Below are 21374 nucleotides of genomic sequence, written 5' to 3'. Positions count from 1 at the left end.
GGCGCTTTGCGCCTTTGCCCACCCTACGAGAGCTTGCTAAGACGCATCCCTCATGCGTCTTTCCCTGACAACCTGGAATATCAATTCGGTGCGGCTGCGCATCGATCTGGTCGCGAAATTCCTCAAGAGCGCGCGGCCGGATGTGCTGTGCCTCCAGGAAACGAAGTGCATCGACGACGCCTTTCCACTGAAGCGCTTCAAGCGGCTCGGCTATGAGCATGTCGCGCTGAACGGGCAGAAGGGCTATCACGGCGTCGCCATCGTCTCGAAGATCCCGTTCGAGTCCAAGGACATCCGCACCTTCTGCGACAAGGTGGATTCGCGCCACATTTCCGTGTCCTTCGGCGAGCAGGCCAACATCACAAAGCCGCTGGTGCTGCATAATTTCTACGTGCCGGCCGGCGGTGACATTCCCGATCCCGCGCTGAACGAGAAGTTCGATCACAAGCTGCGCTTTCTCGACGAGATGAAGGCCTGCGAGCCGCTGCATCCACGCGGTGATGACCGCCACATCCTGGTCGGCGATCTCAACGTCGCCCCGCACGAGAACGACGTCTGGTCGCACAAGCAGCTTCTCAAAGTGGTCTCGCACACGCCTGTCGAAACCGAGAAGCTGAAGGCGGCGCTCGCAGCCGGCGAATGGGTCGACGTCGCGCGCGAGCGCATTCCGATGTCGGAAAAGGTCTACACGTGGTGGAGCTACCGCTCCGCCGACTGGACCGTCGGCGACCGCGGCCGCCGCCTCGACCACATCTGGGTCTCGCGCGCGCTGAAGGACGCGGTCCAGGACTTCAAGATTCTCCGCGACGCGCGGAGCTGGGAGCGTCCGTCGGACCATGTGCCTGTCACGGTGACGCTGGAGGTGTAACGTCACGTCATTCCGGGGCGGGACGAAGTCGCGAGCCCGGAATCCATGGAGCCGCAGAGTTGGTGGATGAATGGATTTCCGGGTTCGCGCGTTGCGCGCCCCGGAATGACGAGCGGAGAGACCTACGGTGTCAGCTTCGCACCGGCCATCAGGATATCGCTCGCGATCTGGCTGGAGCGAACTGCGAATTCGTCGCGCAGGCGAACGGCGGCGGCGGGGTCGCTTTCGAGCACGCGCTGAAACAGGCTGCGCGCGACGCGGATGACGGAGGAATGCTCCAGCGCGATCGCGCTCGACGGCCGCTTCATCGGCACCACCAGCGCGAGCTCGCCGATCAGCGCGCCGGGACCTGCGATCATCTCGGCGCCGGCGCCGTCCTCGACCCGGAAGGCGCCGCGCTGGACCACGAAGCCGGCATCGGCGTCGTCGCCGAGATTGAACAGGATGTCGCCGCGGACGAAGTCACGCTGCTCGGAGCCGATCGCCAGCATGCGCAACGAGGCGTCTCCCAACAGGCGCAATGTCGGGACCCGCTCGAGAAGCGCTACGTCGTCGTCGATTGACATTCAGATCCGAGGCTCAAGGGCACGCGATCTAAAACGATTCGCACGCCCCTGAAGCGTATCACGGCACCAGCTTGTAGCCACCGGCTTCCGTTACCAGGATCTCCGGGTTGGCGGCATCCTTCTCGATCTTCTGGCGGAGGCGGTAGATGTGGGTTTCCAGCGTGTGGGTGGTAACGCCGGAATTGTAGCCCCAGACCTCCTGGAGCAGGGTCTCGCGCGACACCGGCATCTGACCGGCGCGGTAGAGGAAGCGGAGGATGGCGGTTTCCTTCTCCGTCAGCCGGACCTTGCGCGCATTGGCGGCGGTCAGCATCTTGGAGCCGGGCCGGAAGCTGTAGGGGCCGACCGAGAACACCGCATCCTCGCTGGCCTCGTGCTGGCGGAGCTGGGCGCGGATGCGGGCCAGCAGCACGGCGAAGCGGAAGGGTTTTGCGACGTAGTCGTTGGCGCCGGATTCCAGGCCCAAAATCGTGTCGGAATCGGTGTCATGCCCGGTCAGCATGATGATGGGGGCCTTGAAGCCACCCTTGCGCAGGGAACGGACCACCTCGCGGCCATCGGTGTCGGGGAGGCCGACGTCCATCAGAACGAGATCGGGGGAATTGGCCTTTGCGGCGCTCGCACCCTTGGCGCCGGTATCGACGGCGGAGGCTTCGAATTCTTCGTGCAGCGATAATTGCTCCACCAACGTATCGCGCAGATCGGTATCGTCATCCACGATCAGGATCTTGCGGGCATTGGCCATAGGGTATCATCCTTTTGGGGTCCGGCTCGGCGCGCATGCATGCCGCGCCCAGCCGCGAGGGGAAGTTTAGGGGTCGCCGTTATTATTGTTGTTCGTGTTGAAGTAGTGGGCTGTTACCGATTCACAAGCCAGAACCACTCTAACCCAGAATAGCAGGGCGTTTTGATGAATGTCCTGTAATGAATTCGACATCGCACGTTCACATGAAAAACAACGCTGCTTCAGCTAGTTACATCAAGAACCGAAGCCCCGGACCGCTGACCGCGATCCGCGTTAAGCCTGCCGCCGGTAATCCGTGCCGCGGCTGGCTGACGGCCGGACAGCTGACGATTCCGGTGGCGCTGGGGCGGGGCGGTATTCTCGCCAACAAGCGCGAGGGCGACGGCGGCACCCCGAGGGGCAGCTTCCGTCCCAGGCGCTTGTGGTGGCGGGGCGACCGGCACAGCCGTCCGCAGACCTTCCTGCCGGCGCGGATCATCACCGGCGAGGACGCCTGGTGCGAGGATCCCCGGGATCGTCATTACAACCAGGGAATCCGGCTCGGCGAGGGGCAGGGCGGTGACCGGCTCAAGCGGGCCGACCATCTCTATGACTTCATCATCGAAATCGACCACAACACGCGCCCGCGCATCGCCGGCCGCGGCAGCGCGGTGTTTCTGCATTTGGCCCGCGACAATTTCGGACCGACCGCGGGCTGCGTCTCCATGACCAAATCCGCGATGCTGCAATTGCTGCGGCGGCTGGGCCCGCGAACAAGAATCATCATCGGGTGAGGGCACATGCTCGAGAAGGATCAGATCGCCGCCGCATCGCGCGTCCTCGTTCAACACTGGCGTGACGGCACCAAGCTCGACGCGCTGGAGAGACCTCTGCGGCCGCAGACCCGCGCCGAGGGCTACGCCATTCAGGCCGCGCTCGAAGGGCAATCGTCCGGAAGACTGTTCGGCTGGAAGATCGCGGCAACGAGCGAGTCCGGACAGAAGCACATCAATGTCACGGGACCGCTGGCCGGCCGCATCATGAGCGACACATTGATCGCCGACGGCGGCACCGCGTCGATGAAGGGCAACGCGATGCGCGTCGGCGAGCCGGAATTTTGCTTCCGCATGGGACGCGATCTGGCACCGCGCGCGGCGCCGTTTGCCGTCGACGAGGTGCTGGCCGCCGTCGACAGCCTGCATCCCGCGATCGAGATTCCGGATTCGCGCTTCGTCGATTTCGCCGGCGCCGGCGAGGCGCAGCTCATCGCCGACAATGCCTGCGCGCATCTGTTCGTGCTGGGTGCAGCGACGCCTGCGAACTGGCGCGCGATGGATCTCGTCGCGGAACGGCCGCAGATCACGCTTCGCGGCGAGCGCTATATCGGCCACGGCAAGAACGTGCTCGGCGATCCCCGCATTGCGCTCGCCTGGCTCGCCAACGAGCTGCGCGGGCTCGGCATCACCTTGCGGGCAGGAGAGGTGGTGACCACAGGCACGTGCCATCCGCCGCTGCCGATCCAGGCCGGCGATCACTTTGCGGTGGATTTCGGCGTGTTGGGGAAGGTGTCGGTGGGGTTTGCGTAGACGCGGCACACACCGCTGTCATTGCGAGACCATCTCTCTCCACGCGTCATTGCGAGCGCAGCGAAGCAATCCAGAATCTTTCCGCAGAGGAAATCTGGATTGCTTCGCTACGCTCGCAATGACGAATTTGAGAGCTTGTATGGCTCCCGGCCCTCGCTTACGGCAATCACCTATGCCCGAAGATCGCCGACCCCACGCGCACATGCGTGGCACCTAACATGATCGCGGTGGCGAAATCCGCGCTCATGCCCATCGAGAGATTGTTCAATCCATTGCGCGCGGCGATCTTGGCGGTCAGCGCGAAATGCGCCGCCGGTGGCTCGTCGACCGGCGGGATGCACATCAGTCCGGAGATCGTCAGCCGATAGGTGTCGCGGCAGCTTGCGAGGAAAGCATCAGCCTCGCCGGGCGCGACGCCGGCCTTCTGCGGCTCCTCGCCGGTGTTGATCTGAACGAAGAGCTGTGGATGTTTCTTCTGGGATTCGATTTCCTTGGCTAACGCCTGGCAAATGCTCGGGCGGTCAACCGAATGGATGGCGTCGAACAGCGCGACCGCCTCTTTCGCCTTGTTGGATTGCAGCGGCCCGATCAGATGCAGCGCGATATCGGGGTAAACGGACGTTAACGCCGGCCACTTGCCTTTGGCCTCCTGCACCCGATTCTCGCCAAATACGCGCTGCCCGGCGGCGATGACCGGGGTAATTGCATCCGCGTCGAAGGTTTTCGACACCGCGATCAGCGTGACCGAGGCGCGATCGCGCCGCGCGTCCTTGCAGGCGCGCGCGATTTCGGCTTCGACCGCGGCGAGCGCGTTTGGTGAATGGCCGGTTACCGGCGCGGCGTTGGCTTCTGTCATGACATCGATTGGCTGTGGTCGTAACCGAGGTAAGTCCAATTTTACCGAGTTCAAGAAAGAGTTTTTGAACCCTTCGCTTTACCTTGGCCCATGGGGTGGGTAGCGAAGATGGCAAACGTCAGTTTCAACCGCAAGCGGGCAAAACTCAAGCAGGTCCTCGGAATCCGGGCGCGGCTTGCATTGCTCGCGGTGATTCTGGTGGCGCCCTTGATGCTCGAGCGCATCCGTTCGCTCGAGGACACGCGCAGGAGCCAGATCGCGCACGCCGCTGCCGAGTTCAACACCGTCGCAAGGCACAGCGCCGATGCGCAGCGCGAGGTGATCTCGTCGGTCGAGACCATCCTGAAATCGGAAGCCTTCATCCGCGCCTCCGTCGGCGGCATCAGCAAGAGCTGCGACGTGCTGCGCGCGAGCCTGCCATCGAATCTTCCATGGATTCGCACGCTTTTGATCGCCGGCCAGGACGGCCGCATCCAGTGCGCCACCAACAACATGTATGTCGGCCTCGACCTCAGTGACCGGCCTTACTTCCAGCAGGCCCAGGAAACCGGCCGCTTCGTGCTGAGCGATTTCATCCTGTCGCGGCCCGTGCAGACGCCGACTGTCATGGCGGTGTACCCGGTATCCGCGTTCAGCGGCGTAGCGGATGCGATCGTGCTGGCCACCGTCAACCTCGACTGGATGTCGAAGGTCATGAGCAATCTCGGCGGCCGCGCCGGCATCACTGCCGTGCTGGTCGACAGCGCCGGAACCGTGCTGGCCGCACCCGCCGACCAGCACAGCGCAGTGGGTCGTCCCCTCGACAACATGCCGCTGATGTCCGCAATCGCCGACAGGGCGCTGCGGTCGGACCAGGACGAGGGCTCGCTGTCCTTCCTCGCCGCCGACGGCTCCCGCCGCGCGGTCAGCTACATCCGCATCGCCGGCACCAACGCCCGGCTGATCGCCAGCATCGACGAGGACAAGGTGTCCGCGGCGGTGAGCCGCGACATCCGCACCGCCTATCTCCAGCTCGCTTTCGTCGTCGTATTCGTCCTGCTCGGCGCGCTGATCGCCGCCGAAAAGCTCGTGATCAAGCCGATCGAGATGCTCGCCGACATGGCCAAGCGTCTCGGCGAGGGCGATCTGTCGGCGCGCGCGGCGCGCAATCGCCTGCCGGCCGAATTCGTGCCGCTGGCCCGCGCATTCAACGCGATGGCTGCGCAACTGAGCCAGCGCGAGCGCGAGCTGATCGCGAGCAACGACCGCCTGACGGTGATGGCCTCGATCGACATGCTGTCGGGGCTCGCCAACCGCCGCGGCTTCCAGAGCCGGCTCGACTTCGAATGGATGCGCGCGCAGCAATATGGCAGCGACCTCGCGCTGCTGATGATCGACGTCGACCACTTCAAGCTCTTCAACGACACCTACGGCCATCTCGAAGGCGATTCCTGCCTGACCAGGCTCGGCGAGTCGCTGTCCGGCATCGCCGCCGACACGATGGGCTTTGCGGCGCGCTACGGCGGCGAGGAATTCTGCCTGTTGCTGCCCAACACCGACGTGAATCGCGCCGTGGAGATCGGCGAGCTGGTGCGTGCGGCCGTGCTGAAGCTCTGCCTGCCGCACATCACGTCCGCCCACATGATCGTCACCGTCTCGATCGGCGTTGCCGCAACGAAGCCCAACGAGGCCTTGCGCCCCGGCGACCTGATCGAAGCCGCCGACGCCGCGCTCTACGCCGCCAAGCACCGCGGCCGGAACAAGGTCGTCGAGCACGGCGTGCAGGCGATCGAGACCGGCGCGGCGGACATGATGATGGCGGGCTGACGGCTGGCCCGCGGCCTCGGTGCGATCGAGATCGTCTCCCGTCCCCACGCGATTTCGCCACAGGCGGCAAGTTCGGCCCCTGGCAGCCGCGGGTATTGAGGTCTTGGCCAGCCGCGTCCTCGCATTGGCCCCTTGATCACGCCCCCAACGGCGCCCTCGGTATCTGTGCGGGCGGACCAGCAGCCCTGCCCCTTGCGGCAACCCGTTGACCCCACGGCCGCTTTTGTGGCCTAGTCCGCCGTCTTCAGGACGGCCGAACCCACGAAAAAACCAACGATTCCATGACCTCCGAACGCTATAACGCCCGCGATTCCGAACCGCGCTGGCAAGCCGCCTGGGACGAAAAGGCGACCTTCGTCTCCAGGAACGACGATTTGCGGCCGAAATACTATGTGCTCGAGATGTTCCCCTACCCGTCCGGGCGCATCCATATCGGCCATGTCCGGAACTACACGCTCGGCGACGTGCTGGCCCGCTTCATGCGCGCCAAGGGGTTCAACGTGCTGCACCCGATGGGCTGGGACGCCTTCGGCCTGCCGGCCGAGAACGCTGCGATCGAGCGCAAGGTGGCCCCGAAGGCCTGGACCTACGACAACATCGCGGCGATGAAGAAGCAGCTCCGCTCGATCGGGCTGTCGCTGGACTGGAGCCGCGAGATCGCGACCTGCGATCCCTCCTACTACAAGCACCAGCAGAAGATGTTCCTGGACTTCCTGCGTGCGGGCCTTGCCGAGCGCGAGAAGCGCAAGGTGAACTGGGACCCCGTCGACATGACCGTGCTCGCCAACGAGCAGGTGATCGACGGCCGCGGCTGGCGTTCCGGTGCCGTCGTCGAGCAGCGGGAAATGAACCAGTGGGTCTTCAAGATCACGAAGTACTCGCAGGAGCTCTTGTCCGCGCTGGATACGCTCGACCGCTGGCCCGACAAGGTGCGGCTGATGCAGCGCAACTGGATCGGCCGCTCCGAGGGTCTCCTGGTCCGTTTCGCGCTGGACCAGGCGACGACGCCGGCCGGCGAGAGCGAGCTGAAGATTTTCACGACGCGCCCCGACACGCTGTTCGGCGCGAAGTTCATGGCGATCTCGGCGGATCACCCGCTGGCGACGGCGGCCGCCGCGAAGAACCCTGACCTTGCGGAGTTCATCGCCGAGATCAAGAAGATCGGCACCGCGCAGGAGATCATCGACACCGCGGAGAAGCAGGGTTTCGACACCGGCATCCGCGCGATCCATCCGTTCGATCCGAGCTGGAAGCTGCCGGTCTATGTCGCCAACTTCGTGCTGATGGAATACGGCACCGGCGCGATCTTTGGCTGCCCCGCGCACGACCAGCGCGACCTCGACTTCGTCAACAAGTACAGCCTCGGCAACACGCCGGTGGTGTGTCCCGAAGGCCAGGATCCGAAATCGTTCGTCATCACCGACACCGCCTATGACGGTGACGGCCGCATGATCAATTCGCGCTTTCTCGACGGCATGACCATCGAGCAGGCCAAGGACGAGGTTGCAAAACGCCTCGAAAACGAGCTGCGCGGCAACGCGCCGGTCGGCGAGCGTCAGGTGAATTTCCGCCTGCGCGACTGGGGCATTTCGCGCCAGCGTTACTGGGGCTGCCCGATCCCCGTCATCCATTGCCCGACATGCGATGTGGTGCCGGTGCCGGATGCCGACCTGCCGGTGAAGCTGCCTGACGATGCGACCTTCGACAAGCCGGGCAACGCGCTCGACCATCATCCGACCTGGAAGCACGTCACCTGCCCCAAATGCGGGGCTAAGGCTCAGCGCGAAACCGACACCATGGACACCTTCGTGGACTCGTCCTGGTACTTTGCACGCTTCACCGATCCCTGGAACGAGAACGCGCCGACGACGCCCGCGGTCGCCAACCGGATGCTGCCGATCGACCAGTATATCGGCGGCGTCGAGCACGCGATCCTGCATCTGCTCTACAGCCGCTTCTTCACCCGCGCGATGAAGGCGACCGGGCACGTTGCGCTGGACGAGCCGTTCGCCGGCATGTTTACGCAAGGCATGGTGGTGCACGAGACCTACCAGAAGGCCGACGGCACCTATGTGCAGCCGGCCGAGGTCAAGATCGAAGTCGGCGGCAACGGGCGCCGCGCAAGCCTGCTGACGACGGGCGAAGACATCCAGATCGGTGCGATCGAAAAGATGTCGAAGTCGAAGAAGAACACCGTCGACCCGGACGACATCATCGAGACCTACGGCGCCGACGTCGCGCGCTGGTTCATGCTGTCGGACTCCCCGCCCGACCGCGACGTGATCTGGAGCGACGAGCGCGTCCAGGGCGCCTCACGCTTCGTGCAGCGGCTGTGGCGGCTGGTGAACGATTCCGTTGAACTCGGCAAGGCCGCGCCGGCGGCCCGGCCGGCCTCGTTCGGGGCGGATGCGACCGCCTTGCGCAAGGCCGCCCATGGCGCGCTGGACAAGGTCACCACCGGGATCGAGCGGCTGCACTTCAACGTCTGCCTCGCCCATATCCGCGAATTCGCCAACGCCCTGTCCGAGGTGCTCCAGCGCCCCGGCCAGCCGGCGGCTGACCTTGCCTGGTCGATCTGGGAGGCCAGCCAGATCCTGGTTCAGCTGTTCTCCCCGATGATGCCGCATCTGGCCGAGGAGTGCTGGCAGGTGCTGGGCCAGAAAGGGCTGGTTTCGGAGGCCGATTGGCCGCAAATCGAACGCGATTTGCTGGTTGAAGACAGCGTGACCCTGGTGGTGCAGGTCAACGGCAAGAAGCGGGGTGAGGTCACAGTTGCAACAGCGGCCCAGAATCCGGAAATCGAGGCTGCCGTTTTGGCCCTCGATGCGGTAAAACTCGCCCTGGATGGCAAGCCCGTCCGCAAGGTGATCATCGTCCCCAAGAGGATCGTGAATGTTGTCGGCTAGGATCCGTATCGCAGCCCGCTTGCTGGCGGTGGCCGCTCTGGCGGCGCTGACGGCCGGCTGCTTCCAGCCGATGTATGCCGAGCGTACCGACGGCACCCCCGGCCTGCGCGAGAAGCTGATGGGGGTCGAACTCCCGCCGATCAACAAGATCAATGCCTCGCGCGAGGCCCGCGTCGGCGTCGAAGTCCGCAATGCCCTCGCCTTCAAGCTCTACGGCACGGCAACGGGAATGCCGCCGACCCACCGCCTGGATATCCGTTTCGCCTCCAGCCGGTCGTCCCTGATCGTCGATCCCAATACCGGTCTGCCGAGCAGCGAAAACTACGGCATCGACTGCCAGTACAACCTGATCGAGGTCGCGACCGGCAAGTCGGTGATGACCGGCACCACGTTCTCGCGCGTGTCCTATGACATGCCCGGCTCCTATCAGCGGTTCTCCCGGAACCGCGCGGTGCGCGATGCGGAGGATCGTGCCGCCAACGAGATCGCCGAGAACATCAATACCCGGCTCGCCGCATTCTTCACCGCGGGCACCTGATTCATCAGTTCCGTCATTCCGGGGCATGCGAAGCATGAACCCGGAATCTCGATCCCCAATCTCTGGATTCCGGGTTCGCCTCTGACGAGGCGCCCCGGAATGACGGGTATCAGACAACATGGTCGCGCTGCGCGGAAAAGAGATCGACACCTTCCTCGCCCGCCCCGATGCGGGCCGGCCGATCATCCTGCTCTACGGTCCCGACGCTGGCCTCGTGCGTGAACGCGCCGATGCGCTGATCGCCTCCGCCGTCGACGATCCCAACGATCCGTTCTCACTGGTGAAGCTCGACGGCGACGAGCTCTCCGCCGAGCCGTCGCGTCTCGTCGACGAAGCCATGACGGTGCCGCTGTTCGGCGGTCGCCGCGCCATCCGTGTGCGCGCCGGCTCGCGCAGCTTTGCCAGCGGCATCGACACGCTGGCCGAGATGAGCGTGAAGGATTGCCGCATCGTGATCGAGGCCGGCGAGCTGCGGCCGGAGTCGCCGCTGCGCAAGATTTGCGAGCGCGCCAAGACGGCCGTTGCGATCGGCTGCTATCCCGACACCGAGCGCGACCTGGCCAAGCTGATGGACGACGAGCTCCGCATCGCGAACTTGCGCATCGCGCAGGATGCCCGCGCGGCGCTGATGTCGTTCCTCGGCGGCGACCGCCAGGCCTCGCGCAACGAGCTGCGCAAGCTGACGCTGTATGCACATGGCAAAGGCGAGATCACGCTGGAAGACGTGATGGCGGTGGTCGCCGATGCTTCCGAGCTGAAGCTCGATCCGATCGTCGACGGCGCCTTCGCCGGCCGGCCCGACATCGTCGAGACCGAGTTCGCCAAAGCCATGATCGCCGGCACCTATCCCGGCGTGATCATCTCGGCCGCGCAGCGCCAGGCCGCGTGGCTGCACAAATCCGCGCTTGCGATCGCCGACGGCACGCCGGCCTCCACCGTACTCGACGGCGGCTTTCCGCGGCTGCACTTTTCGCGAAAGCCGGCGGTGGAGACGGCGCTGCGCAATTTCAGCGTGGCGCGGCTCGCCGCCATCATCGAGCAGCTCGCGACCGCCGCGCTCGACACCCGCAAGCAATCCACCCTCGCCGCCGCCATCGCCCAGCGCTCGCTGATGGCGATCGCCGCGAACGCGAAGCGGCGTGGCTAGGCCTCCGCTCTCTCCACGTCATTGCGAGGAGCGCAAGCGACGAAGCAATCCAGGATCTTTCCGCAGAGAGATTCTGGATTGCTTCGCTGCGCTCGCAATGACGATGTGGAAGCAGACGTGCGCCACACACTCAGCTGTCGTCCTGGCGAAAGCCAGGACCCATTACCCCAGGGAGGGGTTTGACGAAGATTCGTGGTCCGGTACTGCGACCAGCTCCCATCGCTAGATCACGCGGTATGGGTCCTGGCTTTCGCCAGGACGACACCGAGCGCGGTCTAGAACGCGCCCTTGGCCAGCCGCTTCATCACCTCGTCGAGCTGGTCGAGATTGCGGTAGTTGATCTGGACCGAGCCGCCGGGGTCGCGGTGATTGACGGTGACCTTGAGACCGAGCGCGTCGCTGACGCGCTTTTCGAGATCGATCGTGTCAGGGTCCTTTTCCTTGCCCCCGGTGCGCGCCTTCTGCGGCTTGCGCTCCGGCACGCCCTCTTCATGCGCGAGCGCCTCGGCCTGACGGACGTTGAGGCCTTCCTCGACGATGCGCCTGGCGGCCGCGAGCGGATCGGGCACGCCGATCAGCGCGCGGGCGTGACCGGCCGTCAGCTGGCCGGTCGCGATCAAGGCCTGGACCTCGGCCGGCAGCTTGGTCAGCCGCATCATGTTGGCGACGTGGCTGCGGCTCTTGCCGACGACTTTTGCGATGTCGTCCTGGCTGCGTTTGAACTCGCCCGCGAGCGCGTGATAGCCCTGCGCCTCCTCCATCGGATTGAGGTCTTCGCGCTGCACGTTCTCGATGATCGCGAACTCCAGCGCATCGCTGTCGCTGATGTCGACCGGCACGATCGGCACTTCATGCAGGCCGGCCATTTGCGAAGCGCGCCAGCGCCGTTCGCCGGCGATGATCTCGTAGCGATCCTGCGCGCCCTTCACCGGACGCACCACGATCGGCTGGATCACGCCGTGCTGCCTGATGGAATCGCTGAGCTCCTTGAGCTCGGTTTCCGAAAAGGTGCGGCGCGGGTTGCGCGGATTGGGCTTGATGAATTCGATCGGCACCTTGCGCTGCGCGCGCGGACGATCGACGTGCTGAGCCTCGCCGCCGACGTCACCGATCAGACTTGCAAGACCCCGGCCCAGTCGCGAACGCGCTTCGTCGGCCATCGCCAGCTCCCTTGGATTCACGGTGCAGCACTCCAGAACTGAATTTCGAAATCGTCGAATCGTAGGGTGGGTTAGCGCAGCGTAACCCACCACTGGTTAGCTCGGGGCGAGAGACTTGGTGGGTTACGCTGCGCTAACCCACCCTACGGACAGCAGCGTCAATGCGAGACACGCAGCTCGCGCTCGCGCTGGATCACTTCGGTGGCGAGCCGCAAATAGGCTTCGCTGCCGACGCATTTGAGATCGTAGACCAGCACCGGCTTGCCGTAGGACGGCGCCTCCGAGATGCGCACGTTGCGCGGGATCATGGTCTTGTAGACCTTCTCGCCCATGAACTGGCGGACGTCGGCAACGACCTGGTTCGAGAGGTTGTTGCGCGAGTCGAACATGGTCAGCACGATGCCGTGGATCGACAGGTTCGGATTGAGCGTCGAGCGCACCTGCTCCACCGTCTGGAGCAATTGCGACAGACCTTCCAGCGCGAAGAACTCGCACTGGAGCGGCACCAGGATCGCATCGGACGCCGCCATCGCGTTCACCGTCAGAAGGTTGAGCGAGGGCGGGCAGTCGATCAGCACATAGGTGTAGTCGGCATCCGGCGAGACGTTGTTGTTGAGCGCGCCGATCGCATCGCGCAACTTGAAGGCGCGGCCGGGCGTGGTGCCGAGCTCGAGCTCGAGACCGGAGAGATCCATGGTCGAGGGCGCGATGTGCAGCCGCGGCACCGCGGTCGAGACCACGGCTTCGCGCAAGGCCGCTTCGCCGACCAGCACGTCGTAGGTCGAACAGGAGCGGTTGCGGCGATCGATGCCGAGACCGGTCGAGGCGTTGCCCTGCGGATCGAGATCGACGATCAGGACGCGCTCGCCAATCGCGGCGAGCGCCGTGCCGAGATTGATCGCTGTGGTTGTTTTTCCCACGCCGCCTTTTTGATTCGCCAGCGCGAGGATGCGCGGATGGCCCTGCGGGACCACAGCCTGTTCCTGGGCGGTCTGCTCTTGCTGCGGCCCGTCAATCACGCTCATCGCAATTCCCCATTCGCCCCTGAACGTCTCAGCTGCGCCGTTCGGCGGCATTGAGCTCCACGATCCAGCCGTCACCCGTGCGGCTTTGGTGGAGCTGCGGCTGAATATTCCAATATTTAGCGGCTTCGGTCAATTCAGCCTCTACATCTTGACCCTTCGGAAATAACGCCTTTGCGCCCTGGCGCATCAGCGGCTCCGCAAAGCCGATGAGTTGATGTAGCGGAGCCAGCGCACGCGCGGTGACGCAATCGACGGGACCGGTGATTCTATCCACATTATCCCCGATCTCAGCGAGATGTACGACTCCCGGAGATGCGGTGATGCGAATTGCTTCGCGCAGGAACGCCGCCTTCTTGGCGATTCGCTCGACGAGATGGACACGCGCGCCCGGTGTCTCCGCCATGGCGCAGGCCAGGACGACGCCCGGAAAGCCACCGCCGCTTCCGAGGTCGGCCCAGCGCTTGGCCGATGGGGCGAGATCGACGAGCTGAAGCGAGTCGGCGATGTGCCGGGTCCAGAGGTGCGGCAGCGTCGAGGGGGCGACGAGATTGGTCTTCGCCTGCCACTCCCGCAGCAGCGCGATGTAACGATCGAGCCGGGCCTCGGTTTCACGTGAAACGGGTGCGAGCTTCAGTGCTGCGACTTTGTCGGCGGCGATGACGGTGTCCAGCGATTGATCGTTCGCGCTGGCCTTGTCGATTTTCGGTGCGATCGGTGCAAGTTCGGCTCGGCGTCGAGCACCCTCACCCGCCGAGGGTTTCCCTGATGACGGTCTGCCGCCGGCCGGTCCGCGCTGTTTCACGTGAAACGCCTATGCAATTGCTTTGGAAGTCTTCCGTGCTTCGCGCCGGAGATAGGCCGCGAGGATGCCGAGCGCCGCCGGCGTCATGCCGTCGATGCGGCCGGCCTGGCCGACGGTGAACGGTCGCGCCTTCTCCAGCTTGGCCCTGACCTCATTGGAGAGACCGGGGACCAGCTGATAGTCGACCTCTGACAGCACCAGCCCCTCGTCGCGCCGGAAGGCTTCGACGTCCGCACTCTGACGCTCCAGATAGACGTCGTATTTGGCGTCGATCTCGAGATGGGTGGCGATCACGGGGTCGATCGCCGACAGCTCCGGCCAGATGGCGCGGACCTGGCTCCAGCCGATGTCCGGATAGGCCATCAGCTCGAAGACCGAGCGGCGCTGACCATCCCGGTTCAGGGACAGGCCGTGCTTGATCGCCTCGTTCGGGGTCATGGTCAGGGACTTGGAGAGCGTCCGGGCCGCATTCAGGGCGTCCATCTTGGCGCGGTGATGCCGGGTTCGGGCACCACCAACGCACCCGAGCGCGATCCCCTTCTCGGTCAGGCGCTGATCGGCGTTGTCAGCCCGCAGAGTCAGCCGGTACTCGGCCCTGGAGGTGAACATCCGATAGGGCTCGCTGATTCCGCGGGTGACGAGGTCGTCGATCATCACCCCGAGATAGCCATCGGCGCGGTCGAACACCGTCAACGCGGCACCACTCGCCGCCAGCGCGGCGTTCAGGCCGGCGACGATGCCCTGGCCGGCAGCCTCCTCGTATCCGGTGGTGCCGTTGATCTGCCCGGCCAGGAACAGGCCGCGCAGACGCTTGGTCTGGAGGGTCGGATCGAGCTCGCGGGGATCGACATGGTCGTATTCGATGGCGTAGCCCGGACGCACCATCTCCACCCGTTCAAGACCGGGAATACTGGCGAGGATCGCGAGCTGGACCTCCTCCGGCAGTGAGGTCGAGATGCCGTTGGGATAGACGGTGCTGTCGTCGAGCCCTTCCGGCTCGAGGAAGATCTGGTGGCCATCACGATCGCCGAAGCGGACGATCTTGTCCTCGATCGAGGGGCAATAGCGGGGGCCGGAGCTCTTGATCTGCCCGGAGTACATCGGCGAGCGATGGACATTGGCCCGGATCACCTCATGGGTCTCAGGCGTGGTCCGGGTGATTCCGCACTGGATCTGCGGGGTCGTGATCCGCTCGGTCATGACCGAGAATGGCTCAGGCGGCTCGTCTCCGGGCTGCATCTCCACCGCGGACCAGTCGATCGTGGTGCCGTCCAGGCGCGGCGGCGTCCCGGTCTTCAGCCGTCCAAGGGTGAAGCCGGCGCGCTCGAAGGAGCCTGAAAGGCCCATCGCGGGGGCTTCACCGACCCGGCCGGCGGGCCAATTCTTCTCGCCGAGATGGATCAGACCGCGCAGGAAGGTGCCGGTGGTGACGACAATGGCCCCGGCCCCGAACTCCCGGCCATCGGCCAGGCGAAGTCCGGTCACCCGGCCCTCGACCACGATCAGCTCGTCCGCCTCGCCCTCGATGACGGACAGACCCTCGGTGTCCCGGATCGCGGCCTGCATCGCGGCGGCATAGAGCTTCCGGTCGGCCTGGGCCCGGGGGCCGCGGACCGCGGGGCCCTTGCGGCGATTGAGAACGCGAAACTGGATGCCGCCGGCATCGCCGACCCGGCCCATGAGACCGTCCAGGGCATCGACTTCACGGACCAGATGGCCCTTGCCGAGACCGCCGATGGCGGGATTGCAGGACATCGCGCCGACAGTGGAGAAACGATGCGTCACCAGGGCGGTCGTTGCGCCCATTCGGGCGGAGGCGGCCGCAGCTTCACAGCCGGCGTGGCCGCCGCCAATCACGATGACGTCGAAACTCTCTCGCTCTGTTCGCATGGGCCGATCTTCTAGCTCAGAGGCGAAGAAGCCGGAAGTGGAAACTCGGTGAGCCGGTTGTTTCACGTGAAACAGAGGCCGGTCGGTCAAAAGCAATTTTCTGAAAAACAACCCCATGCGCAGTAGAACCAGGTTTGAAATCATTACGTTTCACGTGAAACGAAATCGGACGGCGGGGGCGGGGTTTAAGGGCCTAGCGCCGCGGCACGTTGGCGTATCGAATGGGACGTTTACCGGCGACGCCTGTCATTGCGAGCGCAGCGAAGCAATCCAGGATCCTTCCGCGGAGACAGCCTGGATTGCTTCGTCGCAAGGGCTCCTCGCAATGACGGGGTTGAGGCGGCATACCCCTCACAACGGTCAGCGCAGGCGTTGGGAGATCGGATCAGCTGCACGAGCGCACAATCTCGGCGCACCATTCGAAGCCTGCCGTTGTTTCACGTGAAACAACCCTTCCCGGCCCGTTTCACGTGAAATCAACAAGGAATGGAACAAGCGCTAGTTCTACAATGAAGAACTAGCACTACTTTCCAATACAGAATTTCTGGAAGATCGCCCCGAGGACATCTTCGACGTCCACCCGGCCCAGCAGCCGACCCAGGGCATAGGCGGCGGAACGAAGTTCCTCGGCCGCCAGCTCTTCGCCCTCTTCTACAAGCTCGAGACTCCGGCGCAAGCTGTCTGATGCCTGGCGCAACAGATCGCGTTGGCGGGCCCGGGTCACCAATGCACCCTCACTGGTTCCAAAGAACTCGGCGGCGAACGTCACGAGGGCGTCGACCAGCTGGCGAATGCCATCGCCCCGGCTCGCCGAGATCCCGAACTCTCCCAGCCGTCCGGCTTCCCCGCCCCCGCCGAGATCAATCTTGTTGCGTACGACCCAGACCGAGCCGCCGGACGGATGGCTCCCCTCGCCGGACGTCCACAACGAACGCATCGCCTCCGGATCGGCGGCCTGCTCTCCCTCCACCAGCCACAGCACGAGGTCGGCGTCCTCGGCTCGGGCTCGCGCGCGGCGCACACCCTCCTGCTCCACCGGATCATCGGTCTCGCGAATGCCGGCGGTGTCGATCACCGTGACGGGATAGCCGTCGAGATCGAGCTGCACCTCGATCACGTCGCGCGTGGTGCCGGCATGCGGCGAGACGATCGCGACCTCGCGACGCGCCAGCTGGTTGATCAGCGTCGACTTGCCGACATTCGGCTCGCCGGCAATGGCGACCACCAAGCCATCGCGTAGACGTTCAGCTTGTCCCTGTGCCGCAAGGACTTCTGCAATTTCGCCGTGCAGCACCTTGATCGCCTTGACCGCCGGCGCCATCAACTCGGCGGGTACATCGCCCTCGTCCGAAAAATCGATGCCGGCCTCGATCAGCGCCGAGGCCTCGATGATGCGCTCGCGCCAGTCGCGCGCGCGGTTGCCGAGCAGTCCTTGCAATTGACGCAACGCCTGGCGGCGCTGGCGGTCGGTGTCGGCATGGATGAGATCGTCAAGGCCCTCGGCTTCGGTCAAATCGAGCTTGCCGTTCTCGAAGCCGCGCCGCGTGAACTCACCAGGCTCGGCCGCCCGTGTATTCGGAATTATAGAAATAGCAGCCAGGAGCGCCGCCAGCACCGCGCGGCCGCCATGGACGTGGAATTCGGCGATGTCCTCACCGGTCGCGCTCGCCGGCCCTGGAAACCAGAGCACGACCGCATCGTCGATCGGCTGGTTGGCGGCGTCACGGAGCAGCCGGCGACTGGCCTGCCGCGGTGCCGGCAGCTTGCCCGTGAGCCTCGTCAGCACCGGGCCGGCCTGGGCGCCCGAGACCCGCACCACGGCGATCGCGCTCGGCGGACGGCCGGACGACAGCGCAAAGATGGTCTGGTCTCGCGGATGCATGGCCTATTTGTCCAGCCGCCGGGGAAAAGGCAAATATCCGTTTCGGCCGATACGCCGGACGATTTTGCTGCACCTTTTCCCGCAGCAAAAGCGTTTATTGCATCGCAGCATAGCCGCAGCATTCTGTTGTAAAAGTCTCCTCGCCCCGGCTAAAAGACCCATCTAAATTCAAGTATTATTTAGTTATATCAAAATCTTAATATGAAATCAGATCAGACAGCGAACCTCTCGCCATGCTCCACCTTCGCTGCAACAAGGCTCCACAAAAGAAAAGGGCGCCCGAAGGCGCCCTCCAATCCTTTGCTGCACTGCACTCAGGTGTTCATCGAGTCGAAGAACTCCGAATTGCTCTTGGTCGAGCGCAGCTTGTCGAGCAGGAAGTCGATCGCGTCCATGGTGCCCATCGGGTTCAGGATGCGGCGGAGCACGTACATCTTCTTGAGCACCTGCGGATCGGTGATGAGCTCTTCCTTGCGGGTGCCGGAGCGCGAGATGTCGATCGCCGGGAAGGTCCGCTTGTCCGAGACCTTACGGTCGAGGATCAGTTCGGAGTTACCGGTGCCCTTGAACTCTTCGAAGATGACTTCGTCCATGCGGCTGCCGGTATCGACCAGCGCGGTCGCGATGATGGTCAGCGAGCCGCCCTCCTCGATGTTGCGGGCGGCACCGAAGAAGCGCTTCGGGCGCTGGAGCGCGTTGGCGTCGACACCGCCGGTCAGCACCTTGCCGGATGACGGCACCACGGTGTTGTAGGCGCGGCCAAGACGCGTGATCGAATCGAGCAGGATCACGACGTCGCGGCCATGCTCGACCAGGCGCTTCGCCTTCTCGATTACCATCTCGGCGACCTGGACGTGACGCACCGCCGGCTCGTCAAAGGTCGAGGACACGACCTCGCCCTTCACCGAGCGCTGCATGTCCGTGACTTCTTCCGGACGCTCGTCGATCAGAAGCACGATCAGATAGCATTCGGGATGATTGTGCGTGATCGAATGCGCGATGTTCTGCATCAGCACGGTTTTACCCGTGCGCGGCGGCGCCACGATCAACGCGCGCTGGCCCTTGCCGATCGGCGCGACGATGTCGATCACCCTTGCAGAAAGGTCTTTCCGCGTCGGGTCGTCGATTTCCATGCGGAAACGCTGGTTCGGAAACAGCGGCGTGAGGTTGTCGAAATTGACCTTGTGCTTGGCCTTTTCCGGGTCCTCGAAATTGAGCGTGTTGACCTTCAGCAACGCGAAATAGCGCTCGCCCTCTTTCGGGCTGCGGATGTGGCCTTCGATGGTGTCGCCGGTACGCAAGCCGAAACGGCGGATCTGCGAGGGCGAAACGTAGATGTCGTCCGGGCCCGGCAGATAATTGGCATCGGGTGAACGAAGAAAGCCGAAGCCGTCGGAGAGCACCTCAACGACGCCTTCGCCGACGATGTCGGTCTCAGCGAGCGAGAGCTGCTTGAGGATGGCGAACAGCAGCTCCTGCTTGCGCATGGTGCTGGCATTCTCGACCCCGTTCTCTTCCGCGAACGAGACGAGCTCGGCCGGGGTCTTCGACTTGAGGTCCTGGAGTTTAATTTCCCGCATTGGGGTGGTCCTGTGGGGTAACCTTAGGGAGGGGGTGCGAGGAGGCTCTGAAATGCGGACGTGAGAAGATAGGGTCCGCAGGTCTGGCAAGGTGAGTGCCGGTGGGGGCTTCAAACCTGATGCGGTATCCGGCCTCTGGAAAGCTCGGACACAACCACATCCGCCTGCGTTGGGTGGGATATCGCCAATATAGAAAATCGCCCTTCACTGCGCAAGCCGAAGCGCTGAGCGATCAATCGAGATCGCTGCCTAGAACGGTTTCACGATCACCATGATGACAATGAAGATCATCAGGACAGTCGGCACCTCATTGATAATCCGATAGAATTTCTGACTTCGCGGACGCCGGTCGGCAGCGAAATCCTTCAGCCAGCGCGAAAAAAAGCCGTGGACCGCGGACAGCGCCAGGACCAGTGCCAGTTTTACGTGCAGCCAACCGGATGCAAACCAATGGCCGGACCAGGCGAGATAGAGCCCGGCGAGCCAGGTGATGATCATGGCCGGGTTGACGATCGCCTTGAGCAGCCGGCGCTCCATGATCTTGAACGTTTCCGACTGCCTGGAGCCGATTTCAGCCTCGCAATGATAGACGAACAGCCGCGGCAGATAGAGCATGCCCGCCATCCAGGAGATGACGGCGATCACGTGCAGCGCCTTGATCCACTCGTACATGCCGGCGGCTTCCTTTTTCTTGTTTCGACGCGTTTTCGTGGGGCGAACCGGAATCCGCTTCGCTCGATAACGCTTCTGCTCACCAAACGGTGGATGGAATGAGCCCGGTAAGAGTTCATTCATAGATGGGAGGGCAGACTTATCCGAGCGCTCGGCTTATCTAAACCTAAACTTTTAGAATCTTAAGGTTTGAGTCTTAGTGACCGTGGATTGGACTCACACAATTCCGTCCGCCACTTCGTGTGCGCTTGTTCACATCCATCAACATATCCCGCGCAGGCCCTGGCTGTTCCGATAAGTCGTCCGGGCTCAAGGGCTTGCGTGCGCCTGTCTTCAGCTTATCAAGGGCGTTATCCGCGCAATCCCGCTTCGCTCTCGGCGGGCTGCCGGACTTGTTCTCACGGCCAGTGGTGTGAAGAAAATTGGCCGTTGTCCCGCCCCTGGTGTCGCGCAACCCTTTCCGAGGGGTTAAGCTCCACAGAAATCCACACACCACACCGCCCTCATACAAAGAGTTTTTGTGCCGACCTCGAGCAATTATTTCCATCTGCACCTCGTGTCCGACTCCACCGGCGAGACGCTGATCACCGTCGCGCGCGCCGTCGCCGCGCAGTACGCGAACGTAACGCCGGTCGAGCATGTCTATCCGCTGGTGCGCAGCCAGAAGCAGCTCGACCGGGTGCTCGACGAGATCGAGGAGGCGCCGGGCATCGTGCTGTTCACGCTGCTCGAGAAGGATCTGGTCTCCCGGCTCGAGGACAAGTGCAAGGGGATCAATGTTCCGAGCCTGTCGATCATCGGCCCGGTGATGCAGCTGTTCGAGGCGTATCTTGGCGCCGCGACGACGGGGCGCGTCGGCGCGCAGCACGTGCTCAATGCGGAATATTTCAAGCGCATCGATGCGCTGAACTACACGATGATCCATGACGACGGTCAGCATGTCGAAGGCCTCGACGATGCCGATGTGGTGCTCGTCGGTGTGTCCCGCACCTCGAAGACGCCGACATCGATTTACCTCGCCAATCGCGGCATCCGCACCGCCAACGTGCCGCTGGTGCCGGGCATTCCGGTGCCGGCGCAATTGGAAACGCTGACGCGGCCGTTGGTGGTGAGCCTGCACGCGACGCCGGAACGTTTGATCCAGGTCCGTCAGAATCGTCTGCTCTCCATGGGTGCCGACTCCAGCAGCGACACGTATACCGACAAGCAGTCGGTCGCCGAGGAGGTCGCGTTCGCCCGCAAGCTCAGCGCCAAGCACGAATGGCCGCTGCTCGACGTCACACGGCGCTCGATCGAGGAAACCGCCGCGGCGATCATGAAGCTCTACAGCGATCGCCAGCGCAACCGGCCCTCGGAATAGTTGCTC

Annotated in this window: 18 protein-coding genes; 8 read left to right on the top strand and 10 right to left on the bottom strand. The window is 64.0% G+C overall.

All coding sequences use genetic code 11. The features are described 5' to 3' along the window. The first annotated feature begins 52 nt into the window (after positions 1-52). Positions 53-868 carry an exodeoxyribonuclease III gene (xth, locus tag XI09_RS26495; RefSeq protein ID WP_271569460.1) on the top strand — a complete coding sequence of 272 codons (816 nt, stop codon included), beginning with the start codon at positions 53-55 and terminating at the stop codon, positions 866-868. A gap of 122 nt (positions 869-990) precedes the next feature. Here the strand turns inward: xth and XI09_RS26490 are convergent, their stop codons facing one another. After that, positions 991-1434 (bottom strand): cyclic nucleotide-binding domain-containing protein, encoded by a 444-nt coding sequence (locus XI09_RS26490; RefSeq protein ID WP_271569459.1) that lies wholly within the window; start codon positions 1432-1434, stop codon positions 991-993. A gap of 58 nt (positions 1435-1492) precedes the next feature. After that, positions 1493-2179 carry a response regulator transcription factor gene (locus tag XI09_RS26485; protein ID WP_008142830.1) on the bottom strand — a complete coding sequence of 229 codons (687 nt, stop codon included), beginning with the start codon at positions 2177-2179 and terminating at the stop codon, positions 1493-1495. A gap of 203 nt (positions 2180-2382) precedes the next feature. Between XI09_RS26485 and XI09_RS26480 the strand changes: the two genes are divergently transcribed. Both XI09_RS26480 and XI09_RS26475 read left to right on the top strand, forming a co-directional pair. Beyond that, positions 2383-2952 carry a L,D-transpeptidase family protein gene (locus XI09_RS26480; RefSeq protein ID WP_271569458.1) on the top strand — a complete coding sequence of 190 codons (570 nt, stop codon included), beginning with the start codon at positions 2383-2385 and terminating at the stop codon, positions 2950-2952. Positions 2953-2958: 6 nt separating this feature from the next. Continuing rightward, positions 2959-3744 carry a 2-keto-4-pentenoate hydratase gene (locus tag XI09_RS26475; protein WP_271569457.1) on the top strand — a complete coding sequence of 262 codons (786 nt, stop codon included), beginning with the start codon at positions 2959-2961 and terminating at the stop codon, positions 3742-3744. Positions 3745-3910: 166 nt separating this feature from the next. On the opposite strand, the gene XI09_RS26470 is transcribed toward XI09_RS26475, so the two are convergent. After that, entirely contained in the window at positions 3911-4600 is a 690-nt protein-coding gene (locus XI09_RS26470; RefSeq protein ID WP_271569491.1) for a YggS family pyridoxal phosphate-dependent enzyme, read from the bottom strand. A gap of 108 nt (positions 4601-4708) precedes the next feature. Between XI09_RS26470 and XI09_RS26465 the strand changes: the two genes are divergently transcribed. The 4 genes from XI09_RS26465 (at position 4709) to holA (ending at position 10997) form a co-directional block, all read left to right on the top strand. After that, positions 4709-6406 (top strand): diguanylate cyclase domain-containing protein, encoded by a 1698-nt coding sequence (locus XI09_RS26465; RefSeq protein ID WP_271569456.1) that lies wholly within the window; start codon positions 4709-4711, stop codon positions 6404-6406. Positions 6407-6687: 281 nt separating this feature from the next. Continuing rightward, positions 6688-9312 (top strand): leucine--tRNA ligase, encoded by a 2625-nt coding sequence (leuS, locus tag XI09_RS26460; RefSeq protein ID WP_271569455.1) that lies wholly within the window; start codon positions 6688-6690, stop codon positions 9310-9312. Then, a complete protein-coding gene (locus XI09_RS26455) occupies positions 9299-9850 on the top strand; it encodes an LPS assembly lipoprotein LptE (RefSeq protein ID WP_135178633.1) in 552 nt (183 codons plus the stop codon). The genes leuS and XI09_RS26455 overlap by 14 nt, the downstream gene beginning before the upstream one ends. Before the next feature lie 118 nt (positions 9851-9968). Further along, a complete protein-coding gene (gene holA, locus XI09_RS26450; protein ID WP_271569454.1) occupies positions 9969-10997 on the top strand; it encodes a DNA polymerase III subunit delta in 1029 nt (342 codons plus the stop codon). A gap of 275 nt (positions 10998-11272) precedes the next feature. On the opposite strand, the gene XI09_RS26445 is transcribed toward holA, so the two are convergent. The 7 genes from XI09_RS26445 to hemJ all read right to left on the bottom strand — a co-directional run bounded on the left by XI09_RS26445 (position 11273) and on the right by hemJ (position 20008). Next, on the bottom strand, positions 11273-12157 hold the full coding sequence (locus tag XI09_RS26445; RefSeq protein WP_271569453.1) for a ParB/RepB/Spo0J family partition protein: 885 nt from the start codon (positions 12155-12157) through the stop codon (positions 11273-11275). Between the two features lie 158 nt (positions 12158-12315). Then, the gene (locus XI09_RS26440; RefSeq protein WP_271569452.1) at positions 12316-13182 is read right to left on the bottom strand and encodes a ParA family protein; all 867 of its coding nucleotides are present in this window, start codon (positions 13180-13182) and stop codon (positions 12316-12318) included. A 28-nt stretch (positions 13183-13210) separates the two neighbouring features. Next, positions 13211-13894, bottom strand: a complete 684-nt coding sequence (rsmG, locus tag XI09_RS26435) for a 16S rRNA (guanine(527)-N(7))-methyltransferase RsmG (protein WP_442869620.1) — start codon at positions 13892-13894, stop codon at positions 13211-13213. 99 nt (positions 13895-13993) lie between these two features. After that, complete coding sequence (mnmG, locus tag XI09_RS26430) at positions 13994-15874, bottom strand: tRNA uridine-5-carboxymethylaminomethyl(34) synthesis enzyme MnmG (RefSeq protein ID WP_271569451.1); 1881 nt, start codon at positions 15872-15874, stop codon at positions 13994-13996. A 523-nt stretch (positions 15875-16397) separates the two neighbouring features. Then, a complete protein-coding gene (mnmE, locus tag XI09_RS26425; RefSeq protein ID WP_271569450.1) occupies positions 16398-17756 on the bottom strand; it encodes a tRNA uridine-5-carboxymethylaminomethyl(34) synthesis GTPase MnmE in 1359 nt (452 codons plus the stop codon). 314 nt (positions 17757-18070) lie between these two features. After that, positions 18071-19336, bottom strand: a complete 1266-nt coding sequence (rho, locus tag XI09_RS26420) for a transcription termination factor Rho (RefSeq protein WP_011083462.1) — start codon at positions 19334-19336, stop codon at positions 18071-18073. Between the two features lie 249 nt (positions 19337-19585). Next, the gene (gene hemJ, locus XI09_RS26415) at positions 19586-20008 is read right to left on the bottom strand and encodes a protoporphyrinogen oxidase HemJ (RefSeq protein WP_271569449.1); all 423 of its coding nucleotides are present in this window, start codon (positions 20006-20008) and stop codon (positions 19586-19588) included. 520 nt (positions 20009-20528) lie between these two features. Here hemJ and XI09_RS26410 point away from each other — a divergent pair. After that, positions 20529-21368 carry a pyruvate, water dikinase regulatory protein gene (locus tag XI09_RS26410; RefSeq protein WP_271569448.1) on the top strand — a complete coding sequence of 280 codons (840 nt, stop codon included), beginning with the start codon at positions 20529-20531 and terminating at the stop codon, positions 21366-21368. Positions 21369-21374 lie beyond the last annotated feature (6 nt).

Source organism: Bradyrhizobium sp. CCBAU 11386, from assembly GCF_028128955.1.
In the GTDB taxonomy this organism is placed as follows: Bacteria; Pseudomonadota; Alphaproteobacteria; order Rhizobiales; family Xanthobacteraceae; genus Bradyrhizobium.
The sequence above is the reverse complement of the archived record's forward strand: the minus strand, read 5'-3'. Positions and strand labels throughout refer to the sequence as shown.

What these genes read in the sequence shown, in the direction of transcription:
- xth (WP_271569460.1), top strand. Translation starts at nt 53, where the DNA reads ATGCGTCTTTCCCTGACAACCTGGAATATCAATTCGGTGCGGCTGCGC.
- XI09_RS26490 (WP_271569459.1), bottom strand. Translation starts at nt 1,434, where the DNA reads ATGTCAATCGACGACGACGTAGCGCTTCTCGAGCGGGTCCCGACATTG.
- XI09_RS26485 (WP_008142830.1), bottom strand. Translation starts at nt 2,179, where the DNA reads ATGGCCAATGCCCGCAAGATCCTGATCGTGGATGACGATACCGATCTG.
- XI09_RS26480 (WP_271569458.1), top strand. Translation starts at nt 2,383, where the DNA reads ATGAAAAACAACGCTGCTTCAGCTAGTTACATCAAGAACCGAAGCCCC.
- XI09_RS26475 (WP_271569457.1), top strand. Translation starts at nt 2,959, where the DNA reads ATGCTCGAGAAGGATCAGATCGCCGCCGCATCGCGCGTCCTCGTTCAA.
- XI09_RS26470 (WP_271569491.1), bottom strand. Translation starts at nt 4,600, where the DNA reads ATGACAGAAGCCAACGCCGCGCCGGTAACCGGCCATTCACCAAACGCG.
- XI09_RS26465 (WP_271569456.1), top strand. Translation starts at nt 4,709, where the DNA reads ATGGCAAACGTCAGTTTCAACCGCAAGCGGGCAAAACTCAAGCAGGTC.
- leuS (WP_271569455.1), top strand. Translation starts at nt 6,688, where the DNA reads ATGACCTCCGAACGCTATAACGCCCGCGATTCCGAACCGCGCTGGCAA.
- XI09_RS26455 (WP_135178633.1), top strand. Translation starts at nt 9,299, where the DNA reads ATGTTGTCGGCTAGGATCCGTATCGCAGCCCGCTTGCTGGCGGTGGCC.
- holA (WP_271569454.1), top strand. Translation starts at nt 9,969, where the DNA reads ATGGTCGCGCTGCGCGGAAAAGAGATCGACACCTTCCTCGCCCGCCCC.
- XI09_RS26445 (WP_271569453.1), bottom strand. Translation starts at nt 12,157, where the DNA reads ATGGCCGACGAAGCGCGTTCGCGACTGGGCCGGGGTCTTGCAAGTCTG.
- XI09_RS26440 (WP_271569452.1), bottom strand. Translation starts at nt 13,182, where the DNA reads ATGAGCGTGATTGACGGGCCGCAGCAAGAGCAGACCGCCCAGGAACAG.
- mnmG (WP_271569451.1), bottom strand. Translation starts at nt 15,874, where the DNA reads ATGCGAACAGAGCGAGAGAGTTTCGACGTCATCGTGATTGGCGGCGGC.
- mnmE (WP_271569450.1), bottom strand. Translation starts at nt 17,756, where the DNA reads ATGCATCCGCGAGACCAGACCATCTTTGCGCTGTCGTCCGGCCGTCCG.
- rho (WP_011083462.1), bottom strand. Translation starts at nt 19,336, where the DNA reads ATGCGGGAAATTAAACTCCAGGACCTCAAGTCGAAGACCCCGGCCGAG.
- hemJ (WP_271569449.1), bottom strand. Translation starts at nt 20,008, where the DNA reads ATGTACGAGTGGATCAAGGCGCTGCACGTGATCGCCGTCATCTCCTGG.